This window comes from Mucilaginibacter sp. (assembly GCF_025362475.1).
Lineage (GTDB): Bacteria > Bacteroidota > Bacteroidia > Sphingobacteriales > Sphingobacteriaceae > Mucilaginibacter.
Genome location: NZ_JANYGH010000069.1, coordinates 20,780 through 40,487 on the forward strand (window position 1 = coordinate 20,780; position 19,708 = coordinate 40,487).

Here is a 19,708-nt window from a genome sequence, read left to right on the forward strand (position 1 = left end):
GTTAATTTGATTTTAACCACCCTAAGAGCTATTTATTAGGGCAATTGTTGAATTATTGATTTATTGAATTACTGAATTAGCTTTCTTGTGTTTTTGATTCACTCAATCACTAATTCAATAATTCAAAATTATTTATGCGTTTGCAGCAGCTTTTTTGCCTTTTACTTTGGCAACTACTTCTTCCTGTACGTTACGTGGTGCTTCAGAATAGTGATCAAACTCCATTGTTGAAGTAGCACGGCCTGAAGTGATGGTACGTAACTGAGTTACATAACCAAACATCTCTGAAAGAGGTACAGTAGCTTTAATTACCTGTGCACCTGCACGTGAATCCATACCTAAAAGCTGGCCACGACGACGGTTCATGTCACCGATAACATCACCCATGTTTTCTTCTGGGGTAAGGATCTCGATTTTCATGATCGGCTCAAGCAATACTGGTTTACATTTTGGCAATGCCTCACGGTAAGCCATTTTTGCAGCTAACTCGAAAGATAGCGCATCTGAATCGACCGCGTGAAATGAACCATCAATTAACCTTACTTTTAAGCTGGTTAACGGGAAGCCGGCTAATACACCGTTTGCCATTGAAGCAGCAAAGCCTTTTTCAACAGATGGAATAAACTCACGAGGGATTGAACCACCGCTAATTTCATTCACAAACTGTAAACCTTCTTTACCTTCATCGTTTGGAGAAAGGATAACCTGGATATCGGCAAATTTACCACGACCACCGGTTTGTTTCTTATAAGTTTCACGGTGTTGAATAGTACCTGTAATTGCTTCTTTGTAAGCAACTTGGGGCGCACCCTGGTTAACTTCTACTTTAAACTCACGTTTTAAGCGGTCCATGATGATATCTAAGTGAAGCTCGCCCATACCTGAAATTACAGTTTGTCCGGTTTCTTCGTCAGATTTTACGTGGAAAGTTGGATCTTCTTCAGATAATTTACCAAGAGCGATACCTAATTTATCTACGTCGGCCTGTGTTTTAGGCTCAATAGCTAAACCGATAACCGGCTCAGGGAAATTCATCGATTCAAGAATGATCGGGTGTTTTTCATCACAAAGGGTATCACCTGTTTTAATATCTTTAAAGCCTACTACCGCTGCAATATCACCTGCACCTACATTAGGGATAGGGTTTTGCTTGTTAGCGTGCATCTGGAAGATACGGGAAATACGCTCTTTGTTATCTGAACGCATGTTGTGTACGTATGAACCAGCCTCTAAATTACCAGAGTATACGCGGATAAAGCACAAACGACCTACGAAAGGATCGGTAGCAATTTTAAACGCTAATGCTGCAAATGGTTCTTTTTCTGATGGCTTACGTAAAATTTCTTCGCCTGTATCAGGGTGATGACCAATAATACCTTCAACATCCATTGGTGAAGGCAATAATTCCATCACATAATCAAGCATGGTTTGTACACCTTTGTTTTTGAAAGATGAACCACACACCATAGGCACAATTTTAGCATCTAACACTGCTTTACGCAATGCATCTAAAATTTCTCTTTCTGTGATTGATTCTGGCGCTTCAAAGAATTTCTCCATCAGGCTTTCATCATAATCAGCTACTGATTCAAGAAGTTTTTCTCTCCACTCAGTTGCTTCTTCGATCATATCCTCAGGGATAGGCACTTCTGTAAAAGTCATACCTTTATCATGCTCATTCCAAACAATACCTCTCCAGTTAATTAAATCAACAACACCTGTAAATTTCTCTTCGGCACCAATAGGTAACTGAAGTGGTACAGCGTTGCTGCCTAACATGCTTTTTACCTGTTTTACAACATTTAAAAAGTCGGCACCAGAACGGTCCATTTTATTAACGAAACCTATACGGGCAACGTTATAATTGTTTGCAAGTCTCCAGTTGGTTTCTGATTGTGGCTCAACACCATCAACAGCACTAAAAAGGAATACCAAACCATCTAATACACGCAGTGAGCGGTTTACCTCAACGGTAAAATCCACGTGACCTGGTGTATCAATAATGTTGATATGATATTTTTGTCCTCTGTAGTTCCAATCTACTGTTGTAGCAGCAGATGTAATGGTAATACCACGTTCCTGCTCTTGCGCCATCCAGTCCATTGTTGCAGCACCTTCGTGTACTTCACCAATTTTGTGGCTTACGCCCGAGTAATAAAGAATACGCTCGGTAGTAGTGGTTTTACCGGCATCAATGTGAGCGGCAATACCTATATTTCTTGTAAATCTTAGATCTCTTGACATGTTTTTTATTTTATGATTTCACTGATTTAATAAAACGATTACACTGATTTATTGATTTTGCTGTTTAGGGCGCAATCATAATAAATCAGTGTAACCTTAATATATAATCGGTGTAATCCTTTCTATATCGGTGTAATCCTTTAATTAAAATCTAAAGTGAGAGAACGCTTTGTTGGCTTCAGCCATTTTGTGCGTATCTTCTTTCTTTTTCACTGCTGCACCTTCACCTTTAGCTGCTGATATGATCTCACCGGCTAATTTCTCCATCATGGTTTTTTCACCACGACGACGGGCATAGCTGATTAACCATTTCATACCTAAAGCGATTTTACGCTCAGGACGAACTTCGGTTGGTACCTGGAAGTTAGCACCACCAACACGACGGCTTTTAACTTCAACTGCAGGCATAACATTGTTTAAAGCCTTTTTCCAGGTTTCTAAACCGCTTTCGCTGGTTTTCTTTTCAACAATATCAACTGCGTTATAAAATATGGCGTATGCGGTTGATTTTTTACCATCATACATCATGTTATTTACGAACCTTGTTACCATGGTATCATTGAACCGTGGATCAGGAAGGATAATTCTTTTTTTTGGTTTTGACTTTCTCATTGCTTTCTATCCTCCTTAATTATTTCTTTTTCTTAGCTGGTGCGCCTTTTGTAGGTGCAGCTGCCTGACCTGGTTTAGGGCGTTTTGTTCCGTATTTACTACGACGTTGGTTCCTGCCGGCAACACCTGATGTATCTAATGCACCACGGATGATGTGGTAACGTACACCTGGTAAATCCTTAACACGACCACCGCGGATCAAAACAATAGAGTGCTCCTGTAAGTTGTGACCTTCACCTGGGATGTAAGCATTTACTTCTTTTCCGTTGGTTAAGCGCACACGGGCAACTTTACGCATTGCTGAGTTTGGTTTTTTAGGGGTAGTGGTATACACGCGTGTGCATACTCCTCTTCGCTGTGGACAGCTGTCCAACGCTGGTGACTTACTCTTGTCAACCAGAGCTACTCTACCTTTTCTAACTAATTGCTGAATAGTAGGCATTTTTTCCTTTTTGTATTTACTGTTTTATCCTTATTTTAAGGACTGCAAAGGTATGGAGTATTTTTTGATTTTCAAGGGGTTGAGACGAAAAAGTTTTGTAAAGGGTTGATTGGGTGGGCGAAGGGGGGGGATAGCTGGGAAATTATTGTCATTTTAGGTGTTAGGGACAGTTTTAACATCTGTCATCCCGCCATTGTCATTGCGGGTTTTATTATCCTGGGGACATTGAACGGAAAATGACATCTCCATCACGTCATGCTGAACTTGTTTCAGCACCCCACTTGCTAAGTGTACTTCATGCGGTCCACCCGTCCTGTGGGATCCTGAAACAAGTTCAGGACGACTTCAGTTTTATAATTTGCCATAGGTAGGTACGAAGCAATCCCCGACATGCAGAGGCACTTAGTAGGTTTGCAATATGGTTACTGATATCTAAAATGATGGAGCGAGCAAAGTCCTTAATCCTTACTCCATAAACAGCGAAGCACTGAACAGAGTTAATCCTTTACCCAATAATGCGGCCCGGGCTGTACGTTTATACTGCGCAGGCCTTAATCACAGGCCGGTATTCACTTCCATCCCTATTGCGGGCGTAGGGAGTCTACAACATGTTATTCTCCTTGTTTAATAAAATAATTCGGCTGGATTTTTCAGAAAGCAAGCGGTAAAAACCAATCGCCTATAAACAAACAAAGCGGTGATCACTCACCGCCTTGCCATCAATCACTCAAAAACAACACTCTTTATAAATTAATAATGGTTATAACCACCCTGGTTATAGTCGTGGTTATGGCCACGATCATGTCCGCGGTCATGATCATCATCATCATGGTACCTGCCATGGTGATTTCCGCGGCCGTATCCATCACGTACAACACAACCAGATGATACCGATATTACTACTGTTGATATTAATAATGCAAATGCAACAAATCTCTTTTTCATGGTAAATAATTTTAATGGTACACCTTATTTAAACGATGTACATATGTATGATACTTTTTTAACGTAAAGGTTTAATTTCAATATAAAAGCCTTTAACTGGTTATGGTTAAAGGCTTTTATTGTTATGCTGCTGCCGGCTTTGGCGGCGGTGGTGGATGCGGCATGTTCTTTGGCGGAGCGCAGCTTGTGGCTAATGTGGCAATCATTACTGCAAGTAATAATATGCCGGTGAATCTCTTTTTCATAGTAGTAGGTTTATTAATACAATACCAACAGGCGGAAAATTGTTTTTAAAACCATTATCTTAGATTCTCCAATTCCATCTGTATGAAAAAGTTAGCTTACCTTATCATTCCTTTTTGTATCCTTATTAGTTGTAAACCAAAGCCCGCAGCTGAAAGTGCGTTATCGGGTGATGCCGCATTTCAGAAACTGGCAGATGATTATCTTGATGGTTACCTGGCCTGGCGCCCTGCCAATGGTGTTGCATTGGGCTATCATCAGTACGATGGTAAGGTTACTGATATCAGTAAGGCCTCGATAGATAAGGAATTGGCACGTTTAAAGGATTTTGATACCAGGCTAAGCGGAGCGGATACCGCATCTTTTAGTCCAAAGGTTTTTTATGATTACCGCATTTTACGTTCGGCTGTAAAAGGAGAGATCTGGACTTTTGATGATCTGGCCACTTTTACTAAAAACCCCATGACCTATGCCGGGATAGTTGATGTAAGCATTTATGTGAAACGCAATTTTGCACCGATAGAGGAGCGTGTAAAATCAATCATCGCTATTGAAAAAATGGCCCCCAAGCTGCTGGCTGATGCCAGGCTTAATTTGAATGATACTTTGGCCAGGCCGTATGTAGAAACCGCTATCCAGATAGCGCAGGGTTCGGCAGCATTTTTAGGCGGCGATCTTAAAGTGGCACTGAAGGATGTTAAGAACGATACGCTGATGAAGGCTTTCAATACCGCTAACGATGCGGCAATTTTGGCCGTTAATGCTTTCGCCGATTACCTGAAGAAGGAAAAGCTGCCAAAGGCAAATAATAAATATGCCATTGGCACGGCCAGCTATCAAAAAATGCTGCTTTATAGCGAGGGAATTAAGCTGTCGCCAGATAAAATATTGCAAATTGGCCTAACCGAATTGAAAGATGAACAGAATGCTTTTAACGATGCTGCTAAGATCATCAACCCAAATAAGAAACCGGTTGATGTATACCACGACCTGCAAAAAGAACACCCTACCGCCGAGAGTCTGATTCCTGATGCCAAAAAGAACCTGGAACAAATCAGGCAGTTCCTGATCGATAAAAAGATCGTGACCATGCCATCAGAAGTAAGGGTTAAGGTAGAGGAAACCCCGCAATATGCACGCGCCACAGGCACGGCATCAATGGATACGCCCGGTCCGTTTGAAACTAAGGCAACTGAGGCTTATTACTACATTACTCCGGTTGATTCCAAATGGACAGCACAACAAAAAGAAGATTGGCTGAAACAGTTTGATTATTATACTACCGATAATGTAACTATTCATGAAGCCTATCCCGGTCATTACACCCAGTTTTTACACCTGAATGCCTCATCGGCGACAAAAATTGAAAAGATATTTGGTAGCTACGCCTACATTGAAGGCTGGGCGCACTACTGCGAGAAAATGATGGCAGATGAAGGTTATGGTCATAATGGCGATTCGGTAAAGGCTGCAAAATATCGCCTGGCACAAGCCGGTGATGCACTGTTAAGGCTCTGCCGTTTATGTGTATCTGTTAAAACCCATACCCAGGGTATGAGTGTTGATGAGGCTACTAAGTTTTTTATGGACAACTGGTACCAGGGCGATAAGCCATCCAGGCAGGAAGCCCTGCGCGGGACCTTTGATCCCGGTTACCTGTTTTATACCATCGGCAAGCTGGAAATATTAAAGCTGCGCGAGGATTACAAGAAACAGGAAGGCGCGAACTTTTCCCTCAAAAAATTCCATGATGAAGTGCTTGACCACGGCATGCCTCAGATTGGTATGCTACGTGAAATTATGCTGAAGGATAAAAGTACCTGGGGAGATGTGCTGTAGGGGTATTCGATGGAAAAGAGGTCGTGCTGAACATGTAAAATTTTGCAAAACCTGAAAAGAAAATAATTTAAAAAAGAGGCTGTCAGTCTGAGCTTGTCGAAGACTCGTGGGGGAAGGCCTTTGCGCGCGACCCTTCGACAGGCTCAGGGTGACCGTCCTTTTTGAGGAATTTTAAGGTTAAAACTTGCACAGTGTGCATCATGCGGGCTACCTGTCCTGTGGGATGCCGAAATAAATTCGGCACGACTGAATTAGATAGGTTGGAAGCTCAAATCATAGTAATCCCTGAATCCTTTAATCCCGGTTCAGGCAATTAATCCAACCCCATCTCCACCCTGTATTCCTGCTGAATAACAAGCAGGCAATTAGCGCATAGGCATCCATCATATAATTCACTCACATACTGCACTTCGTTAATAGTGAGCTGCACGGTACTGCACTGGCACTTGGTGAATGAATTGGCTTTACATTCAAAAGTGGCCTCACAGCGTTCGCAACGGATGATCTCGTGTTTTGGGTGCATAGTTTTAGTCCGGAAGTCGGGAAAGTCCGGGAAGTCCGAAAGTTTGTTTTTTGTTGTTTGTCAAAGGTCGACAAGTTTGATAGTAAATAAAAGCTTTGCGAATCATTATAATGTAAAAGACCGGTAAGCTGTTGAGCTACCGGTCTTCTTTTATCTTTCGGACTTGCTGACTTTCCGACTACGCTTACGCAGAGCAGGTAACGCAACCTTCTTCCATTGAGCAGCTTGGGCCTTCTGGAACATTATCTGCAAGTTGATTTACATGTTCCGGAATAACAGGCTCCATGTTTGATCCACCCTGGTTCTCTACTGTGAACTTAACAGCTTGCGAAGCAGCTTGTGTACGCAGGTAATACATACCTGTTTTTAAGCCTTTCTTCCATGCGTAGAAGTGCATTGAAGTTAGTTTTGAAGCGTTTGGCGAGTTGATGAAAAGGTTTAATGATTGCGATTGACAAACATAAGCACCTCTATCAGCAGCCATATCAATGATGTTACGCATCTTTATTTCCCAAACTGTTTTGTACAGTTCTTTGATATCTGCAGGTATTTCGGCAATGTCCTGTACAGATCCGTTTGCTGTGATGATCTTATCTTTCATAGCAGGGGTCCATAAGCCAAGGTTAACCAGATCGCGCAATAAGTATTTGTTTACTACGATGAACTCACCACTTAATACCCTACGGGTGTAAATGTTTGAAGTATATGGTTCAAAGCACTCGTTGTTACCTAATATTTGTGACGTTGATGCAGTTGGCATTGGCGCTACTAACAGTGAGTTGCGTACACCATGGTTCATTACATCCAGGCGCAGATTTTCCCAATCCCAACGGTTAGTGGCAGGTGATACATTCCAAAGATCAAACTGGAATTTACCTTTTGATAACGGTGAACCTTTAAATGTTTCGTAAGGGCCATCTTTTATAGCCAGATCTTTAGAAGCCGTCATGGCAGCGAAATAAATGGTTTCGAAGATCTCTTTGTTCAGTTGTTTAGCCTCATCGCTTTCAAACGGCATACGCAGCTGGATGAAAGTATCCGCCAAACCTTGTACACCTAAACCAATAGGGCGGTGACGTAAGTTTGAATATTCGGCTTCTTTAACCGGGTAGTAGTTATAATCGATGATCTTGTTCAGGTTTAAAGTAGCCTGATAAGTAACATCATACAGTTTATTATGGTCAAATGTTCCGTTGCTGATGTAACGTGGCAATGCCAATGAAGCAAGGTTACAAACCGCTATCTCGTTAGCATCGGTATACTCCATAATTTCGGTACAAAGGTTTGAGCTTTTTATAGTACCTAAATTTTGCTGGTTTGATTTGCTGTTGGCAGCATCTTTATACAAAAGGTATGGTGTGCCGGTTTCTACCTGGGCATCTAATACAGCAAACCAAAGTTCCTGTGCTTTGATGGTTCTGCGGGCACGACCTTCTTTTTCGTACCTGGTGTACAATTCAACAAACTCGGCACCAAAACAATCAGCCAAACCTGGTGCTTCATGCGGGCAAAACAAGCTCCACTCTTCGTTGGCCTCAACACGCTCCATGAACAGGTCTGATACCCAAAGGGCGTAGAACAAATCGCGGGCACGCATTTCTTCTTTACCGTGGTTTTTACGCAGATCTAAAAATTCAAATATATCTGCATGCCATGGTTCAAGGTAGATAGCGAAAGCGCCTTTACGCTTGCCACCGCCCTGGTCAACATAACGGGCGGTATCGTTAAATACACGCAGCATCGGGATAATTCCATTACTTGTGCCATTTGTACCGCTGATGTATGAGCCTGTAGCCCTTACGTTGTGGATGCTTAAGCCAATACCACCGGCACTTTGTGAAATTTTAGCAGTTTGTTTTAAAGTATCGTATATGCCATCAATGCTATCATCTTTCATGGTTAACAGGAAGCATGACGACATTTGTGGTTTTGGTGTACCTGCATTAAAAAGGGTAGGAGTAGCGTGAGTGAACCAGCGCTCGCTCATTAAATGATATGTTTTGATGGCGCTTTCAACGTCTTCTTTATGGATACCAACAGATACACGCATAAACAAGTGTTGCGGACGCTCCACAATTTTGCCATCCACCTTTAACAGGTATGATTTTTCAAGCGTTTTAAAACCGAAATAGTCGAAACCAAAGTCGCGGTCATAAATGATCGTACTATCTAACAGTTCGGCATTTTCTTGAATAACTTCCCATACATCATCGGCTATAAGTGAAGCATTTTTGCCTGTTTTGCCATCCACGTAATAGTACAGGAGGCGCATAGTTTCTGAGAACGACTTGATCGTATTTTTGTGCAGGTTTGATACTGCTATACGCGAAGCCAGTAAAGCATAATCCGGGTGCTTCGTCGTTAATGATGCTGCAGTTTCGGCCGCAAGGTTGTCAAGTTCTGAAGTTGTTACTCCATCAAATAAACCTTCAATTACCTTTTTTGCCACATCAATTGGGTCAACCAGTTGGAACCCATAACACAGTTTTTCGATACGAGCTGTGATCTTGTCGAATTTTACCGATTCTTTTCTACCGTCTCTTTTTACTACAAGCATGTTTAATAGTATTTAGTAGTTAGTATCAAGTAGCAAGACCTGAACCAACTTGTGTGTATATTGTATTTTGTTAACTCTTATTTTTTGTATCAAGTAGTTAGTATCAAGTAGTAAGACCTTTTACCAACCGGTGATTTTTACAGATAACTAAGCATTCCGATACTTGATACTGACTTAAAAGTCTTCATCTAATGAGAATGCTTTGCTTTCGGCATTGTTTAATACACCGCTTTTTTGATAATCGCCAACGCGTTTTTCAAAAAAGTTGGTTTTGCCTTGTAGTGATATCATCTCCATAAAATCAAACGGGTTGCTGGCGCCGTAATGTTTTTCGTATCCCAGTTCGCCCAGCCACCTGTCGGCCACAAACTCAATATATTGACTCATTAATTTGGCATTCATCCCTATCAGGTTAACAGGTAATGCGTCAGTAACAAATTCTTTTTCAATTTCAACAGCATCGGTAATAATGCTTAAAACTGCTTCGGCGCTTAATCTTTTGCTTAGCATTTTGTAAAGCAGGCAGGCAAATTCGCAATGCGAACCTTCATCACGGGAGATCAATTCATTGCTGAAAGTTAATCCCGGCATCAGGCCACGTTTTTTAAGCCAGAAGATGGAGCAGAAACTACCTGAGAAGAAGATCCCTTCAACAGCAGCAAAAGCCACCAAACGCTCGGCAAAATTACCGTTGTTTATCCAGCGTAAAGCCCACTCGGCCTTTTTGCCCACACATGGTACCGTGTCAATGGCATGGAACAGGCGGTCTTTTTCGGCCGGATCTTTAATATAGGTATCAATCAGCAAGGCATAGGTTTCTGAGTGGATGTTCTCCATCATGATCTGGAAACCGTAAAAGCAACGGGCTTCTGGTAATTGTACCTCGCTCATGAAATTCACAGCCAGGTTCTCATTCACTATACCATCGCTTGCCGCAAAGAAAGCCAGGATGTGCGAGATGAAATGCTTCTCGCCTGAATTCAGATTTTCCCAATGCTTCATATCGTCCGAGAGATCGATTTCTTCGGCTGTCCAAAAACTGGCTTCAGCCTTTTTATACATTTCCCAAATGGCCGGATACTTAATAGGTAGTATCACAAACCTGTCTTTATTCTCTCTCAGTAATATTTCGTCTTCCTGTATCATTGGTACCTGTTTTTTATTCGTTTTATCCCTACGTAGCGCCATCAGACACCAAAGCGAGCCTTATTAAAAATAAAGCTTTCAAGTTTTTGTGATTTAGCTTGACCAATCACAATGTTTAGTATGTAAATCTATGACAGCTAAGTGTTTGTATTGTGGATGACGAATGCATCCGCTGCCTGTTGAATACCTTTTTTATTACCTTGTAGAACAAAGTTAATGTTTGAGTTGGAATGCTTATAATGATAGTTTTTAACAAAGGCCAGAGTTATTAACACTTTGTGCCATAACTTTTAAAGCCGCCTGGCTAAACAGAAAATTAATGAACTTGATTACAGCTAATTAAAATTGAACCCTAAAAAGCATAGTGTAAAAACTTGCCGAAAACAATAATTTAACATTGTAAATTACTTTACTTAACACCGACAATCATTGAAAAATGCATAATGGCTTTGCTAAAGCCGGATGGGAATCTCGAAATCTGGCTCTGAAAATCGCCTCAAACCCGGTTTGTGGAAAACAAAACATCCCGGTCGACTTTAATCGACCGGGACATTCCTGAATTGTTTAAAGAAAATTATTTAATATCATCTGCCGATACAAATTTCATCGACACTGAATTTACACAATGGCGGGTGTTTTTTGGGGTGAAGTATTCACCTTCAAAAACGTGACCTAAATGCGCGCCGCAATTAGCGCACTCAATTTCAACACGGCGACCATCCGGATCTGGTACTCTTTTTACTGCACCGGGTATTTCATCATCAAAACTTGGCCATCCGCAATGCGATTCGAATTTTGACTCGGAAGTGTAAAGCGGGGTGTCACAGCGTTTGCAAACATATAAACCCTGAGCATGATTGTTTAGCAAAGCGCCTGTAAACGGACGCTCGGTGCCTTTATGTAATATAATATATTCTTCTTCGGGTGTTAACTTGTTGTATTCCATTTTTATTTAGTGAGTTTATGAGTGGGTGAATTAGTGATGTTAGCTCACCTTTTTGCTACATAAAGATACGACAATTTAAAGGTTTTGATTGTTTTGGAAGGGGATGTTTACATTGGGTTGACTTGAGATTAGGTGTGCAGATGTGCAAATTTCAGATGTGCAGATATAACATTACGGTTCAGACAAATGCCGCATTGATACTGCCCCTTCAGGGGGCCGGGGGGCTAACATCCAAATGATATTCCTGTATCAAAGGCGGATTCTCGGGCGTTAGCGTAAAGCTTACTTTAATATTGGCATTTTCGCCCTTAATAATAAAATATCCCCTTAACTGGTTCTCTGCAACTACATCACCAATACTTATGGTTTTGCCTGCTTTGGCAAAGGCTTCTGCGGTAGCAATTTTTAGCTTTTCGGGGAAGTAATCCATAAAGAAGTTATCGGCAAAGATGCCGCTTTCTTTGGCCTTGCTCCAGTCGGCAATAACTTTGAGAAGGTCGTTTTTGCGCTGATCAAGAATCAGGGATGCTGGTAGCTGGCGTGGTTTGATGCCTGATAAAGCCAGCAAGGTATCCAAAACCTGGGAGTTGGGATAACCCGCGCGGGCATAAGTAAGGTTGGCAAAGGAGACTACACCGATGCCATAATCGGGCATGATGTTCCATTGGCTGCCGAAACCCGGTAGGCCACCGGTGTGCCCTATATAAACCCGGTTATCACAATCCTTAGCCCACCGCAAGCCGTAGGCATAGGCACTCACATTGGGACAGGGACGACCGGTTGTAGTTTTGGCATTTGCCGTTAAATAATTTACATCCCATGGGTATTGCATTTCGCGGATAGAGCTCCTTTTATCGGGCCGGTTTCAGCGTTATCCCGTGGTGGCCAGGCATCCAGGTGAAGAGCCATGTAGATGGTGAAATCCTCAATGGTGGTGATGAGGCCCCCCATGGCGCCATAAGCACCATCATGCAGTAAAGGTTGCTCTACCCATTGGTTATCAAGCCATCTGTAACCCAGCGCCAGTTGCTGCTTAGGCACTTTGGTATATTCCCAGTAAGTATGGGTCATGCCTAATGGTTTCAGGATATTTTCGGTAATGTAAGTTTCATAGGTTTTGCCCGAAACTTTTTTAATGATGTAGCCTAAAGTAGCAAAACCAAGGTTACTATACTCATAGCCTAAACCAGGGTTGTTGGAAAAGGAGACGCCTTTTTTATAGAGGGCTATCAGTTCATCGTCGCTTACGGCCAGTTGCCTGTCGCCCCAGGGATTATCTTCGGGGTAACCGGCGGAGTGGGTTAACAAATTCCTTACAGTTACCGGTGTGGCATCTTTGGTAAGGTAATGTGTGTTTTTCATTTCGGGGATGTACAGGTAAGCGGGGTCATCCAGTTTCAGTTTACCTTCATCGCGCAGTTTTAAAATGGCCATGGCGGTAAGACTTTTGGTCATGGATGCAATGCGGAAATCGGATTTTGGGGTAGCCGCTATTTTATTAGGAACATCGGTATAACCGAGGCCACCTACATGTATCAGTTTACCATCTACAACGATGCCATATGCCAGGCCCGGCCAATGGTTCTTTTCTGCGTAGTCTTTATAAATCTGGTCGATGACAGGAAAAGTCGCCTCTATCTTTTTTAACCTGTCGGGATCGGTGAAAACGGCGGGTTTGTAGGTTTGAGCGAGAGCTGTTGCGCAACAGCCAGATAGCAGAATTAAGCTGAGTAGTTTATGCAGATTCTTTGTGATCATAAGTAAGTTGAAGCTTTACTTTCTAAAAATAAAGAATTTATGGCTGGTAAGGAAACAGGTGTTCGCTTTTTCAGGAGTATCCGTCGTTAGCGAAAAGTTGAATATTTAACCATTTGTAAATCAGTAATTTAAGTGTCCGCTTGGTTTGGGTGTGGAAATTGCTGACGTTGATTATCAGTAATTTAAGTGTTCGGGGTGTTCGGGCTGTGAGGTGATTTTTGAAAAATCCGAACACCTGTTTGGGTGAGGTGCTCAGTATGTAACTATTTTCAAATTTGCAGTGAGGGCTGCGCCGCTTGAAGCCAAGTACACGTAAGCTGGAAGCTTACACCATGTCTCCCACGAGTTACGCTGCGCTAACCTCGCGGGAGTGATATGTCGATTTGATTCTAAATAAAAAATCCCGGCCAAAACTGACCAGGATTCAAATATGTTTTTCCAGTTCCCCCTTTAGGGGGTTAGGGGGCTTTAAACTAATTTAGCCAATTCTTCTGCCATGGCAGCGCCAATTTCGGCAGGAGATTCAACTACGCGGATACCGCACTCGCGCATGATCTTCATTTTAGCGGCAGCTGTATCGTCGGCACCGCCAACAATAGCACCAGCGTGACCCATTCTACGGCCCGGAGGCGCAGTTTGGCCGGCAATAAAGCCTACAACTGGTTTAGTGCCAAATTCTTTAATCCAACGGGCTGCTTCAGCTTCCATGCTTCCGCCAATTTCGCCTATCATGATGATACCATGAGTATCAGGATCATTCATTAACAATTCAACAGCTTCTTTAGTAGGCGTACCAATGATCGGGTCGCCACCAATACCTATAGCGGTAGTGATACCTAAACCAGCTTTAACCACCTGGTCAACCGCTTCATAAGTTAGCGTACCTGATTTTGAAACCACACCAACATTACCTTTTTTGAAGATAAAGCCTGGCATAATACCAATTTTACTTTCATCAGCAGTAATAATACCCGGGCAGTTAGGGCCAATAAGGCGTGCATCCTTATCTGTTAAATATTCTTTTATCGCAATCATATCCTTTGTCGGGATACCTTCGGTGATACAAACAATAACCTTAATACCAGCCTCGGCAGCTTCCATAATAGCATCAGCGCCGAAAGCAGGAGGTACAAAAATGATAGATACATCAGCACCTGTTTGGTCAACAGCGTCTTTAACGGTGTTAAAAACAGGCCTGTCTAAATGCGTCTGACCGCCTTTACCTGGTGTAACACCTCCAACAAGCTGGGTGCCATAAGCAATCATTTGCTCAGCATGGTAAGTGCCTTCTTTACCGGTGAAACCTTGTACAATAACTTTTGAATCTTTATTTACGAGAACACTCATTGGTTTTTTTCGTTTAGTACGGCAAAGCTAAAGTTTTTGTCCGAATGTCAACCCCCTAATTTTCTAAAGGGCGAATAATTTTAAATGTTAACAAAAAAGTGACTTTGTGGTAATTAAATAATTGTTTCACCGGGTAGGTTTTGGATGTTTCCCCCGATAAAATCGGGAGCAGGGCTTTCCGTTGCAAGCACTCGTTTTGCCTTTGCCGCAGGTCCGCGTCAACGGTGGGCTTTCACGCAAATCCTGGACGTGAGTTTCATCCGGAATTTTGTATTTTTAAAATCTGCAAATTGATGGTGGAATGTTAAACATGTGGTTAATAAATTGAATTGTGCAGAAGAGATTTATGAAATAACTGCCTTTTCATGAAGTCACGAGTACTCCACGCTTTTGGCCATGGCTGCATACTCGCGCCAAATAAGGCACGCGGTTTATACAAAACTGGCTAACCAGAAGATTAATTATGAAAAAAATAGTACTACTGATTGTAGTAACATTAATTCTGTCATGTGGAAGTGATAACGAATTAAAAAAGATATTAACCTCACAAAGTGCATCGGGATTTTGGATTTTAAAAGAAAAAGATTCTCTTGGACGGTACAATTACAATCATAATCAATGGACTTTCAGCCCCGATGGAACTTCAATGTCTTACTTTTCCAAGGATGAAAATAAAAAAGGCGATCCCCTTCTGCTGGATATGGAAGGCTCAAGTAAATCCAAATGGTATTATCAAAGTAAAGATAGTACCTTAGAAGTCTGTTGGCTTGTGAATTATAAAGTAGAAAAATTTACGACAGATACAATTTTTATGGAAGGAAAGACTACCAGTGGAAGTTTTTTGTTAATTAGGACCAGCCCATGCTGTCCATAGCCTTCCACAGTTCGAATCTTCCCATATTTGGCGCGAGTATGCAGCGGCAGCTTGGGCTTTGATACTCTACCCACCTTTACATAGAACTTCCAGTATGCACCAATATTTCAATTCGCTCTGTGTCGGCCAGTCTATAAATCTTATCTATCGATTTCAAATTAGAGATATATTCTTTTTTATAACACCCGTTATCAGGAAAACTTTCACTAAATGTTGTCTTGTTTGCTGGCAATGTCCAAAACTCACCTGATATTTTAGCAATGTTCAGCGTCAGGTGCCTTCCATTTGATAACTTAGCCGTGCTAAATTCCGTCATCTTTTTAGAAAGCGGCAGCAGCCTCTTATAGTAATTTTTAGAAAATATTGCTTCTTGTTCAACGCTGTTAAACTGGTAACGTAACCGGTTTTTTTTTAATGTGAGAAACGGCTCTTCAAATAATATTAATTTTTCAGTCAGTCTACAAATGATTGAGTCCTGGTCGCCAGCTTTTAAACACCTGTAAATAGAAGGCAAATCTTTACTTAGTAAATATTCCGTCACAGGTCGTCCATTATCTAATGTTCCCGAAACCAAGCAAATGAACACTGTATCTTTTATAGATTTACTGGGCTGTCCGTAAGATCGTTGCAAACAAGGCAGCAAAATAATAAGTCCCAGGATTCTAAGGTTACTTTTCATCTTTCTTTTCTGTTTTTGATTTGTCATCAGGGGGAGGAATATTCGGCAGCTGATCAATAACGGTACTGACATCTAGATCATTGGGCATATCCTGTTTGTCGTAAGAACCGATCCCCGACCCAGCGCCATCATAATCATAAAACAATGTATGAAAAATTTCATGGATTCTATTTCTTTTTGTATCACGTTTGTCATTCATTGCGACGCCCTGATGGCCATCTGTCACGCCACGCTGCCGCAAGGCTTCAGCCTTGTGGCCCACATTCAAGGTATTGAATCTGTAAATCGCGGATATTTTTTCATCCAGGATTTTGTATTTTAGAGCCTACCTGTATGCATTAATTTGAATCATAGTCTCTGCCCTAAAGGCGTGGCGCATACCTATACATGTGGGTAGTTTTAAACTACCGGCATAATCGTTCGAAGTCGGAGATATTCGAACAGCGGGAGACTTCAGACAGCATGGGGGAATGATTTTTCCTTCGCTAATACCGAAAGACCAGTCGCTGTTGTTCGCCTGGCACTATTATTAAGTTATTAAGTATTCAGTATATAAATCCAGCAGGTTTTCCACATTCATATTCCTAATTTAGTTATTTTAGTGCGAAACATAAGTACATAACTTAAACCCTAAATACATGAACGATCAATTAGACCCCCATCTAAATGAGACAAACCTTAAGCTAATTCAAGATGCATTTTATAAAGCATTACACAAAATGTTTTGGAAAGCGATATTGTACATTGTATTACTAAATATTGCCATCCTTGTTTTCAATCTCATGTTTGGTCAGTATAGTCTTCATATCGGATACTTCTTTTGATTAGTCGTCTTTTTAATGGTACCCAGTAAATTTTTTTCAGGACGACACATAGCGATGAGTAGAATAATAAAATTTTTAACAACTGCGAATTTTGGTTTGGCCGTATTTGCTTTAATAGCAACAATCCTGGAATGGAAATTTACCTATATATCCGAAGATGTTTTTTTTCGGGTTGCTGTTATTGGATTTGTTTGTTTAATCTTAGTCATCACGATTAAAAAGATAAGAATTCTAAATAAATTGGCGAGTCATGTTATCATGTTTTTGATAATAGTTCTAAATATTTTTTTTGTTTGTCGGGATGTTTTTATTGTCAACGGCTTCGTAATTGCTGTCCCGCCTAATTTCAAGGGGCAGATTTATATAAAAATGAATGACAAAAACTCAGATTTCCGATTGAGACCGTTTAATGGAGTTGTCGTTTTTCCGATTGACTCAAAAGGGCAAGTATTTACGAAATCCATTTTTGACGTATCAGAGTCTACAATATTTCCTATGGAACTTGTAAATGGGCATCTGGTTAGCAATGAAAATTTAAAAATTACAGAGGTAGTGATTCATCCCCGTGGTTTAAATAATAGTTCTGAAGTTGTAATCACTGCACATATATACTGATATAAGCTGTCGCGTTTACCCCCTCTTTTGTCATTTTCTACCCTTGCCCGGTTCAAACTGATGAATTACTTTTATTCAGCAAAACTTTTGACATGGAAAAATATACGATTGAAAGAGATATTACTGTCATTTATGTACAAGCAACCTCTTTCCCGATGGGTGTTGGTGGCGCATTCGCGGCGTTGGATGCTCTTTTACCAGGCCGGGACAGGCTTTACGGTATTTCAAACCCAGACAAAGAAGGCCAGATCATTTACCGCGCTGCTGCTGAAGAGGCGTATCCGGGCGAGGGTAAAGAAAAAAAAGCGGAAACTTTCCTGGTAAGGAAAGGAACTTATATCAGTTTGTATTTAAAGGACTGGAAAAAAGATGAGGCCAGTGTAGGCCACGCGTTCAGGCAATTACTAAGCTATCCTAATATTGACCCGAAAGGCTATTGCCTGGAAATTTATGAAAACGATAGCGATGTACGATGCCTGGTACCCTTGCTGTGATGCAGATATTAACCATTTGATTCATAGTGGATTGTCATAAAGGTATGGCGCATACTTAGCATGCGGGTAGTTTTAAACTACGGGCATAATCGTTCGAAGTCGGAGACATTCGAACAGCAAGGGTGGACCCTTGCGACAGCGGGTGATAACCCCAGCTTTGCGTACAAGGCCAGTAGAAAAATAATACTTAAGAAAGAGAATCTCTATTTAATTATAATTACGATCTAAACACATACTTATGAAAATATTTAATATACAACCCATTAAAGTTACGAAATACATATTCAATGAAGAGCATTTGGATAAAAGCATTGCTGATTTCGGATATGAATCTGGTTTTGGCTATGGCGGTACGAAAACTGAATCATTAAGCACGCTCCTAATTACATTTGGTATCCTTTATTATGGGGGTAAGGGTAAAGAGACAATTCTTTCCCATGATATTATTGGTGATAACCATTATCAGTTTAGCTTTGCAACTGAGAATTCTGATGATAACCTACTGCTTTCTTACGATAGCTCCTGTCAATTTAACTTTGAAAGTGAAGGTTTAGAAGCTGATGTGCTGTCGATAACAGAATTTTTAGGCGCATATTATGCGCATACAGAAAAATTTTTTCAACTATATGGATTTAAAACTCTACCAGAAATAGAACAAAAAATTGGCGTAAGACGTGGGTTAGAATTAAGCGCTGTTTCGGCAATTGACAGTTTGCGGGCAAATAATATGTATGAGTTTTAAAAGATAGGTTATATTGATCATTTGCTGGACTTTTATGGAAGAATTGCACTACATGTTTGAGTTGTGTCTACTTAGCATGCGGGTCACAAGGGTGCTTTTATGACAGTACCTCATATCTTTTGGCCAAAAAATCAATTAGCTCTTCAAACTCTTTTTCAGATACCTCGTTCTTCTTAACTACAAATGCGGATTTGTATTCTTTACCTGGCAACATAAATAAACACTCGTTGTATAAACGATAACCCGATATTCTGCTCCACATCGTCCGAATATACGTTTCAAGCGTTTGCAATGAAATAGACGAATCGTCAAATTTAAGGTTAATGAAATCTTTTGCTTCGTTCCTTTTGAAGCTGTCCTTCAATAACCTTCTTTTATTTGTTTGTTGAATAGCTATTTGGTAATAAAACATTAGTGAAGCTCCGATGCCCCCACCCCCTATGCAAGCGTTTTCGGGGCTTGAATTATTTAACCCGTAAACCGCGATTACCAGGCCGAAGGCAAATAAGCTTAATATTTGTTTATACTTTTTACGTGCATCCAGTTCAAATTTCATTTTATTAAGCAAAGCATCCTCCGCAGCGGTTCTTTTGATAATTATCTCTATTGGATGACAAAATTATTTTTTTTAATTAAATCGTAGAGCGTTGGTATGTCAATTTGTCGATGAAGTTTTGTATTTTAAATGTTTCAGCTTCTGGCAGGTATTATCATCAAATCACTGCTGCGCTTGTCAAATAATAGAATTCAATTACGCCGATAAGCACCAACAACACCCATGAAGAAATGAAAATTATTCCAGCTTTTTTAAGCTTCTTTTTATCTCCCAAAATTCCGGGTATGAAATAAGCCAGTGTATAACCCATTCCGGCAAACAT

General features: G+C 41.0%; 20 protein-coding genes. 5 read left to right on the plus strand and 15 right to left on the minus strand.

What is annotated here, in order from left to right; genetic code table 11:
* Window positions 1-132: 132 nt before the first annotated feature.
* The 5 genes from fusA to Q0R88_RS24265 form a co-directional block, all read right to left on the minus strand.
* Window positions 133-2,244, minus strand: a complete 2,112-nt coding sequence (gene fusA, locus Q0R88_RS24245; RefSeq protein WP_295721010.1) for an elongation factor G — start codon at window positions 2,242-2,244, stop codon at window positions 133-135.
* 144 nt (window positions 2,245-2,388) lie between these two features.
* A complete protein-coding gene (gene rpsG / locus Q0R88_RS24250) occupies window positions 2,389-2,856 on the minus strand; it encodes a 30S ribosomal protein S7 (RefSeq protein WP_091149764.1) in 468 nt (155 codons plus the stop codon).
* Between the two features lie 19 nt (window positions 2,857-2,875).
* Entirely contained in the window at window positions 2,876-3,298 is a 423-nt protein-coding gene (gene rpsL, locus Q0R88_RS24255) for a 30S ribosomal protein S12 (protein WP_067190071.1), read from the minus strand.
* Between the two features lie 750 nt (window positions 3,299-4,048).
* Window positions 4,049-4,243 (minus strand): hypothetical protein, encoded by a 195-nt coding sequence (locus tag Q0R88_RS24260; protein WP_295721011.1) that lies wholly within the window; start codon window positions 4,241-4,243, stop codon window positions 4,049-4,051.
* 122 nt (window positions 4,244-4,365) lie between these two features.
* Window positions 4,366-4,488, minus strand: a complete 123-nt coding sequence (locus Q0R88_RS24265) for a hypothetical protein (protein ID WP_295721012.1) — start codon at window positions 4,486-4,488, stop codon at window positions 4,366-4,368.
* An 82-nt stretch (window positions 4,489-4,570) separates the two neighbouring features.
* Between Q0R88_RS24265 and Q0R88_RS24270 the strand changes: the two genes are divergently transcribed.
* A complete protein-coding gene (locus tag Q0R88_RS24270; protein WP_295721013.1) occupies window positions 4,571-6,325 on the plus strand; it encodes a DUF885 domain-containing protein in 1,755 nt (584 codons plus the stop codon).
* 313 nt (window positions 6,326-6,638) lie between these two features.
* Here Q0R88_RS24270 and Q0R88_RS24275 read toward each other — a convergent pair whose 3' ends face one another.
* From Q0R88_RS24275 to sucD, 7 genes are all read right to left on the minus strand, one after another.
* Complete coding sequence (locus Q0R88_RS24275; RefSeq protein ID WP_295721014.1) at window positions 6,639-6,848, minus strand: cysteine-rich CWC family protein; 210 nt, start codon at window positions 6,846-6,848, stop codon at window positions 6,639-6,641.
* Window positions 6,849-7,032: 184 nt separating this feature from the next.
* Window positions 7,033-9,405 (minus strand): ribonucleoside-diphosphate reductase subunit alpha, encoded by a 2,373-nt coding sequence (locus Q0R88_RS24280; RefSeq protein ID WP_295721015.1) that lies wholly within the window; start codon window positions 9,403-9,405, stop codon window positions 7,033-7,035.
* Window positions 9,406-9,579: 174 nt separating this feature from the next.
* The gene (locus Q0R88_RS24285; protein ID WP_295721016.1) at window positions 9,580-10,551 is read right to left on the minus strand and encodes a ribonucleoside-diphosphate reductase small subunit; all 972 of its coding nucleotides are present in this window, start codon (window positions 10,549-10,551) and stop codon (window positions 9,580-9,582) included.
* Between the two features lie 574 nt (window positions 10,552-11,125).
* Window positions 11,126-11,497 (minus strand): methionine-R-sulfoxide reductase, encoded by a 372-nt coding sequence (locus Q0R88_RS24290; RefSeq protein WP_295721017.1) that lies wholly within the window; start codon window positions 11,495-11,497, stop codon window positions 11,126-11,128.
* A gap of 208 nt (window positions 11,498-11,705) precedes the next feature.
* Complete coding sequence (locus Q0R88_RS24295) at window positions 11,706-12,329, minus strand: serine hydrolase (RefSeq protein ID WP_295721018.1); 624 nt, start codon at window positions 12,327-12,329, stop codon at window positions 11,706-11,708.
* Window positions 12,308-13,255, minus strand: a complete 948-nt coding sequence (locus tag Q0R88_RS24300) for a serine hydrolase domain-containing protein (RefSeq protein WP_295721019.1) — start codon at window positions 13,253-13,255, stop codon at window positions 12,308-12,310. The genes Q0R88_RS24295 and Q0R88_RS24300 overlap by 22 nt, the downstream gene beginning before the upstream one ends.
* Before the next feature lie 468 nt (window positions 13,256-13,723).
* Window positions 13,724-14,602 carry a succinate--CoA ligase subunit alpha gene (sucD, locus tag Q0R88_RS24305; protein ID WP_295721020.1) on the minus strand — a complete coding sequence of 293 codons (879 nt, stop codon included), beginning with the start codon at window positions 14,600-14,602 and terminating at the stop codon, window positions 13,724-13,726.
* Window positions 14,603-15,065: 463 nt separating this feature from the next.
* On the opposite strand from sucD, the gene Q0R88_RS24310 reads away from it, so the two are divergent.
* The gene (locus Q0R88_RS24310; RefSeq protein ID WP_295721021.1) at window positions 15,066-15,476 is read left to right on the plus strand and encodes a hypothetical protein; all 411 of its coding nucleotides are present in this window, start codon (window positions 15,066-15,068) and stop codon (window positions 15,474-15,476) included.
* 76 nt (window positions 15,477-15,552) lie between these two features.
* Here the strand turns inward: Q0R88_RS24310 and Q0R88_RS24315 are convergent, their stop codons facing one another.
* Both Q0R88_RS24315 and Q0R88_RS24320 read right to left on the minus strand, forming a co-directional pair.
* Window positions 15,553-16,155, minus strand: coding sequence for a hypothetical protein (locus Q0R88_RS24315; RefSeq protein WP_295721022.1), 603 nt, complete (start codon window positions 16,153-16,155; stop codon window positions 15,553-15,555).
* Window positions 16,145-16,417: a hypothetical protein gene (locus Q0R88_RS24320; RefSeq protein WP_295721023.1), complete on the minus strand. Its 273-nt coding sequence runs from the start codon at window positions 16,415-16,417 to the stop codon at window positions 16,145-16,147. Before Q0R88_RS24320 ends, Q0R88_RS24315 begins: the two co-directional genes overlap by 11 nt.
* A 616-nt stretch (window positions 16,418-17,033) precedes the next feature.
* On the opposite strand from Q0R88_RS24320, the gene Q0R88_RS24325 reads away from it, so the two are divergent.
* The 3 genes from Q0R88_RS24325 to Q0R88_RS24335 all read left to right on the plus strand — a co-directional run bounded on the left by Q0R88_RS24325 (window position 17,034) and on the right by Q0R88_RS24335 (window position 18,830).
* Entirely contained in the window at window positions 17,034-17,594 is a 561-nt protein-coding gene (locus Q0R88_RS24325) for a hypothetical protein (RefSeq protein ID WP_295721024.1), read from the plus strand.
* 92 nt (window positions 17,595-17,686) lie between these two features.
* Window positions 17,687-18,088, plus strand: a complete 402-nt coding sequence (locus Q0R88_RS24330; protein WP_295721025.1) for a transcriptional regulator — start codon at window positions 17,687-17,689, stop codon at window positions 18,086-18,088.
* A gap of 238 nt (window positions 18,089-18,326) precedes the next feature.
* Window positions 18,327-18,830, plus strand: coding sequence for a hypothetical protein (locus Q0R88_RS24335; protein ID WP_295721026.1), 504 nt, complete (start codon window positions 18,327-18,329; stop codon window positions 18,828-18,830).
* 97 nt (window positions 18,831-18,927) lie between these two features.
* Here Q0R88_RS24335 and Q0R88_RS24340 read toward each other — a convergent pair whose 3' ends face one another.
* Window positions 18,928-19,386 (minus strand): hypothetical protein, encoded by a 459-nt coding sequence (locus Q0R88_RS24340; protein WP_295721027.1) that lies wholly within the window; start codon window positions 19,384-19,386, stop codon window positions 18,928-18,930.
* Window positions 19,387-19,708 lie beyond the last annotated feature (322 nt).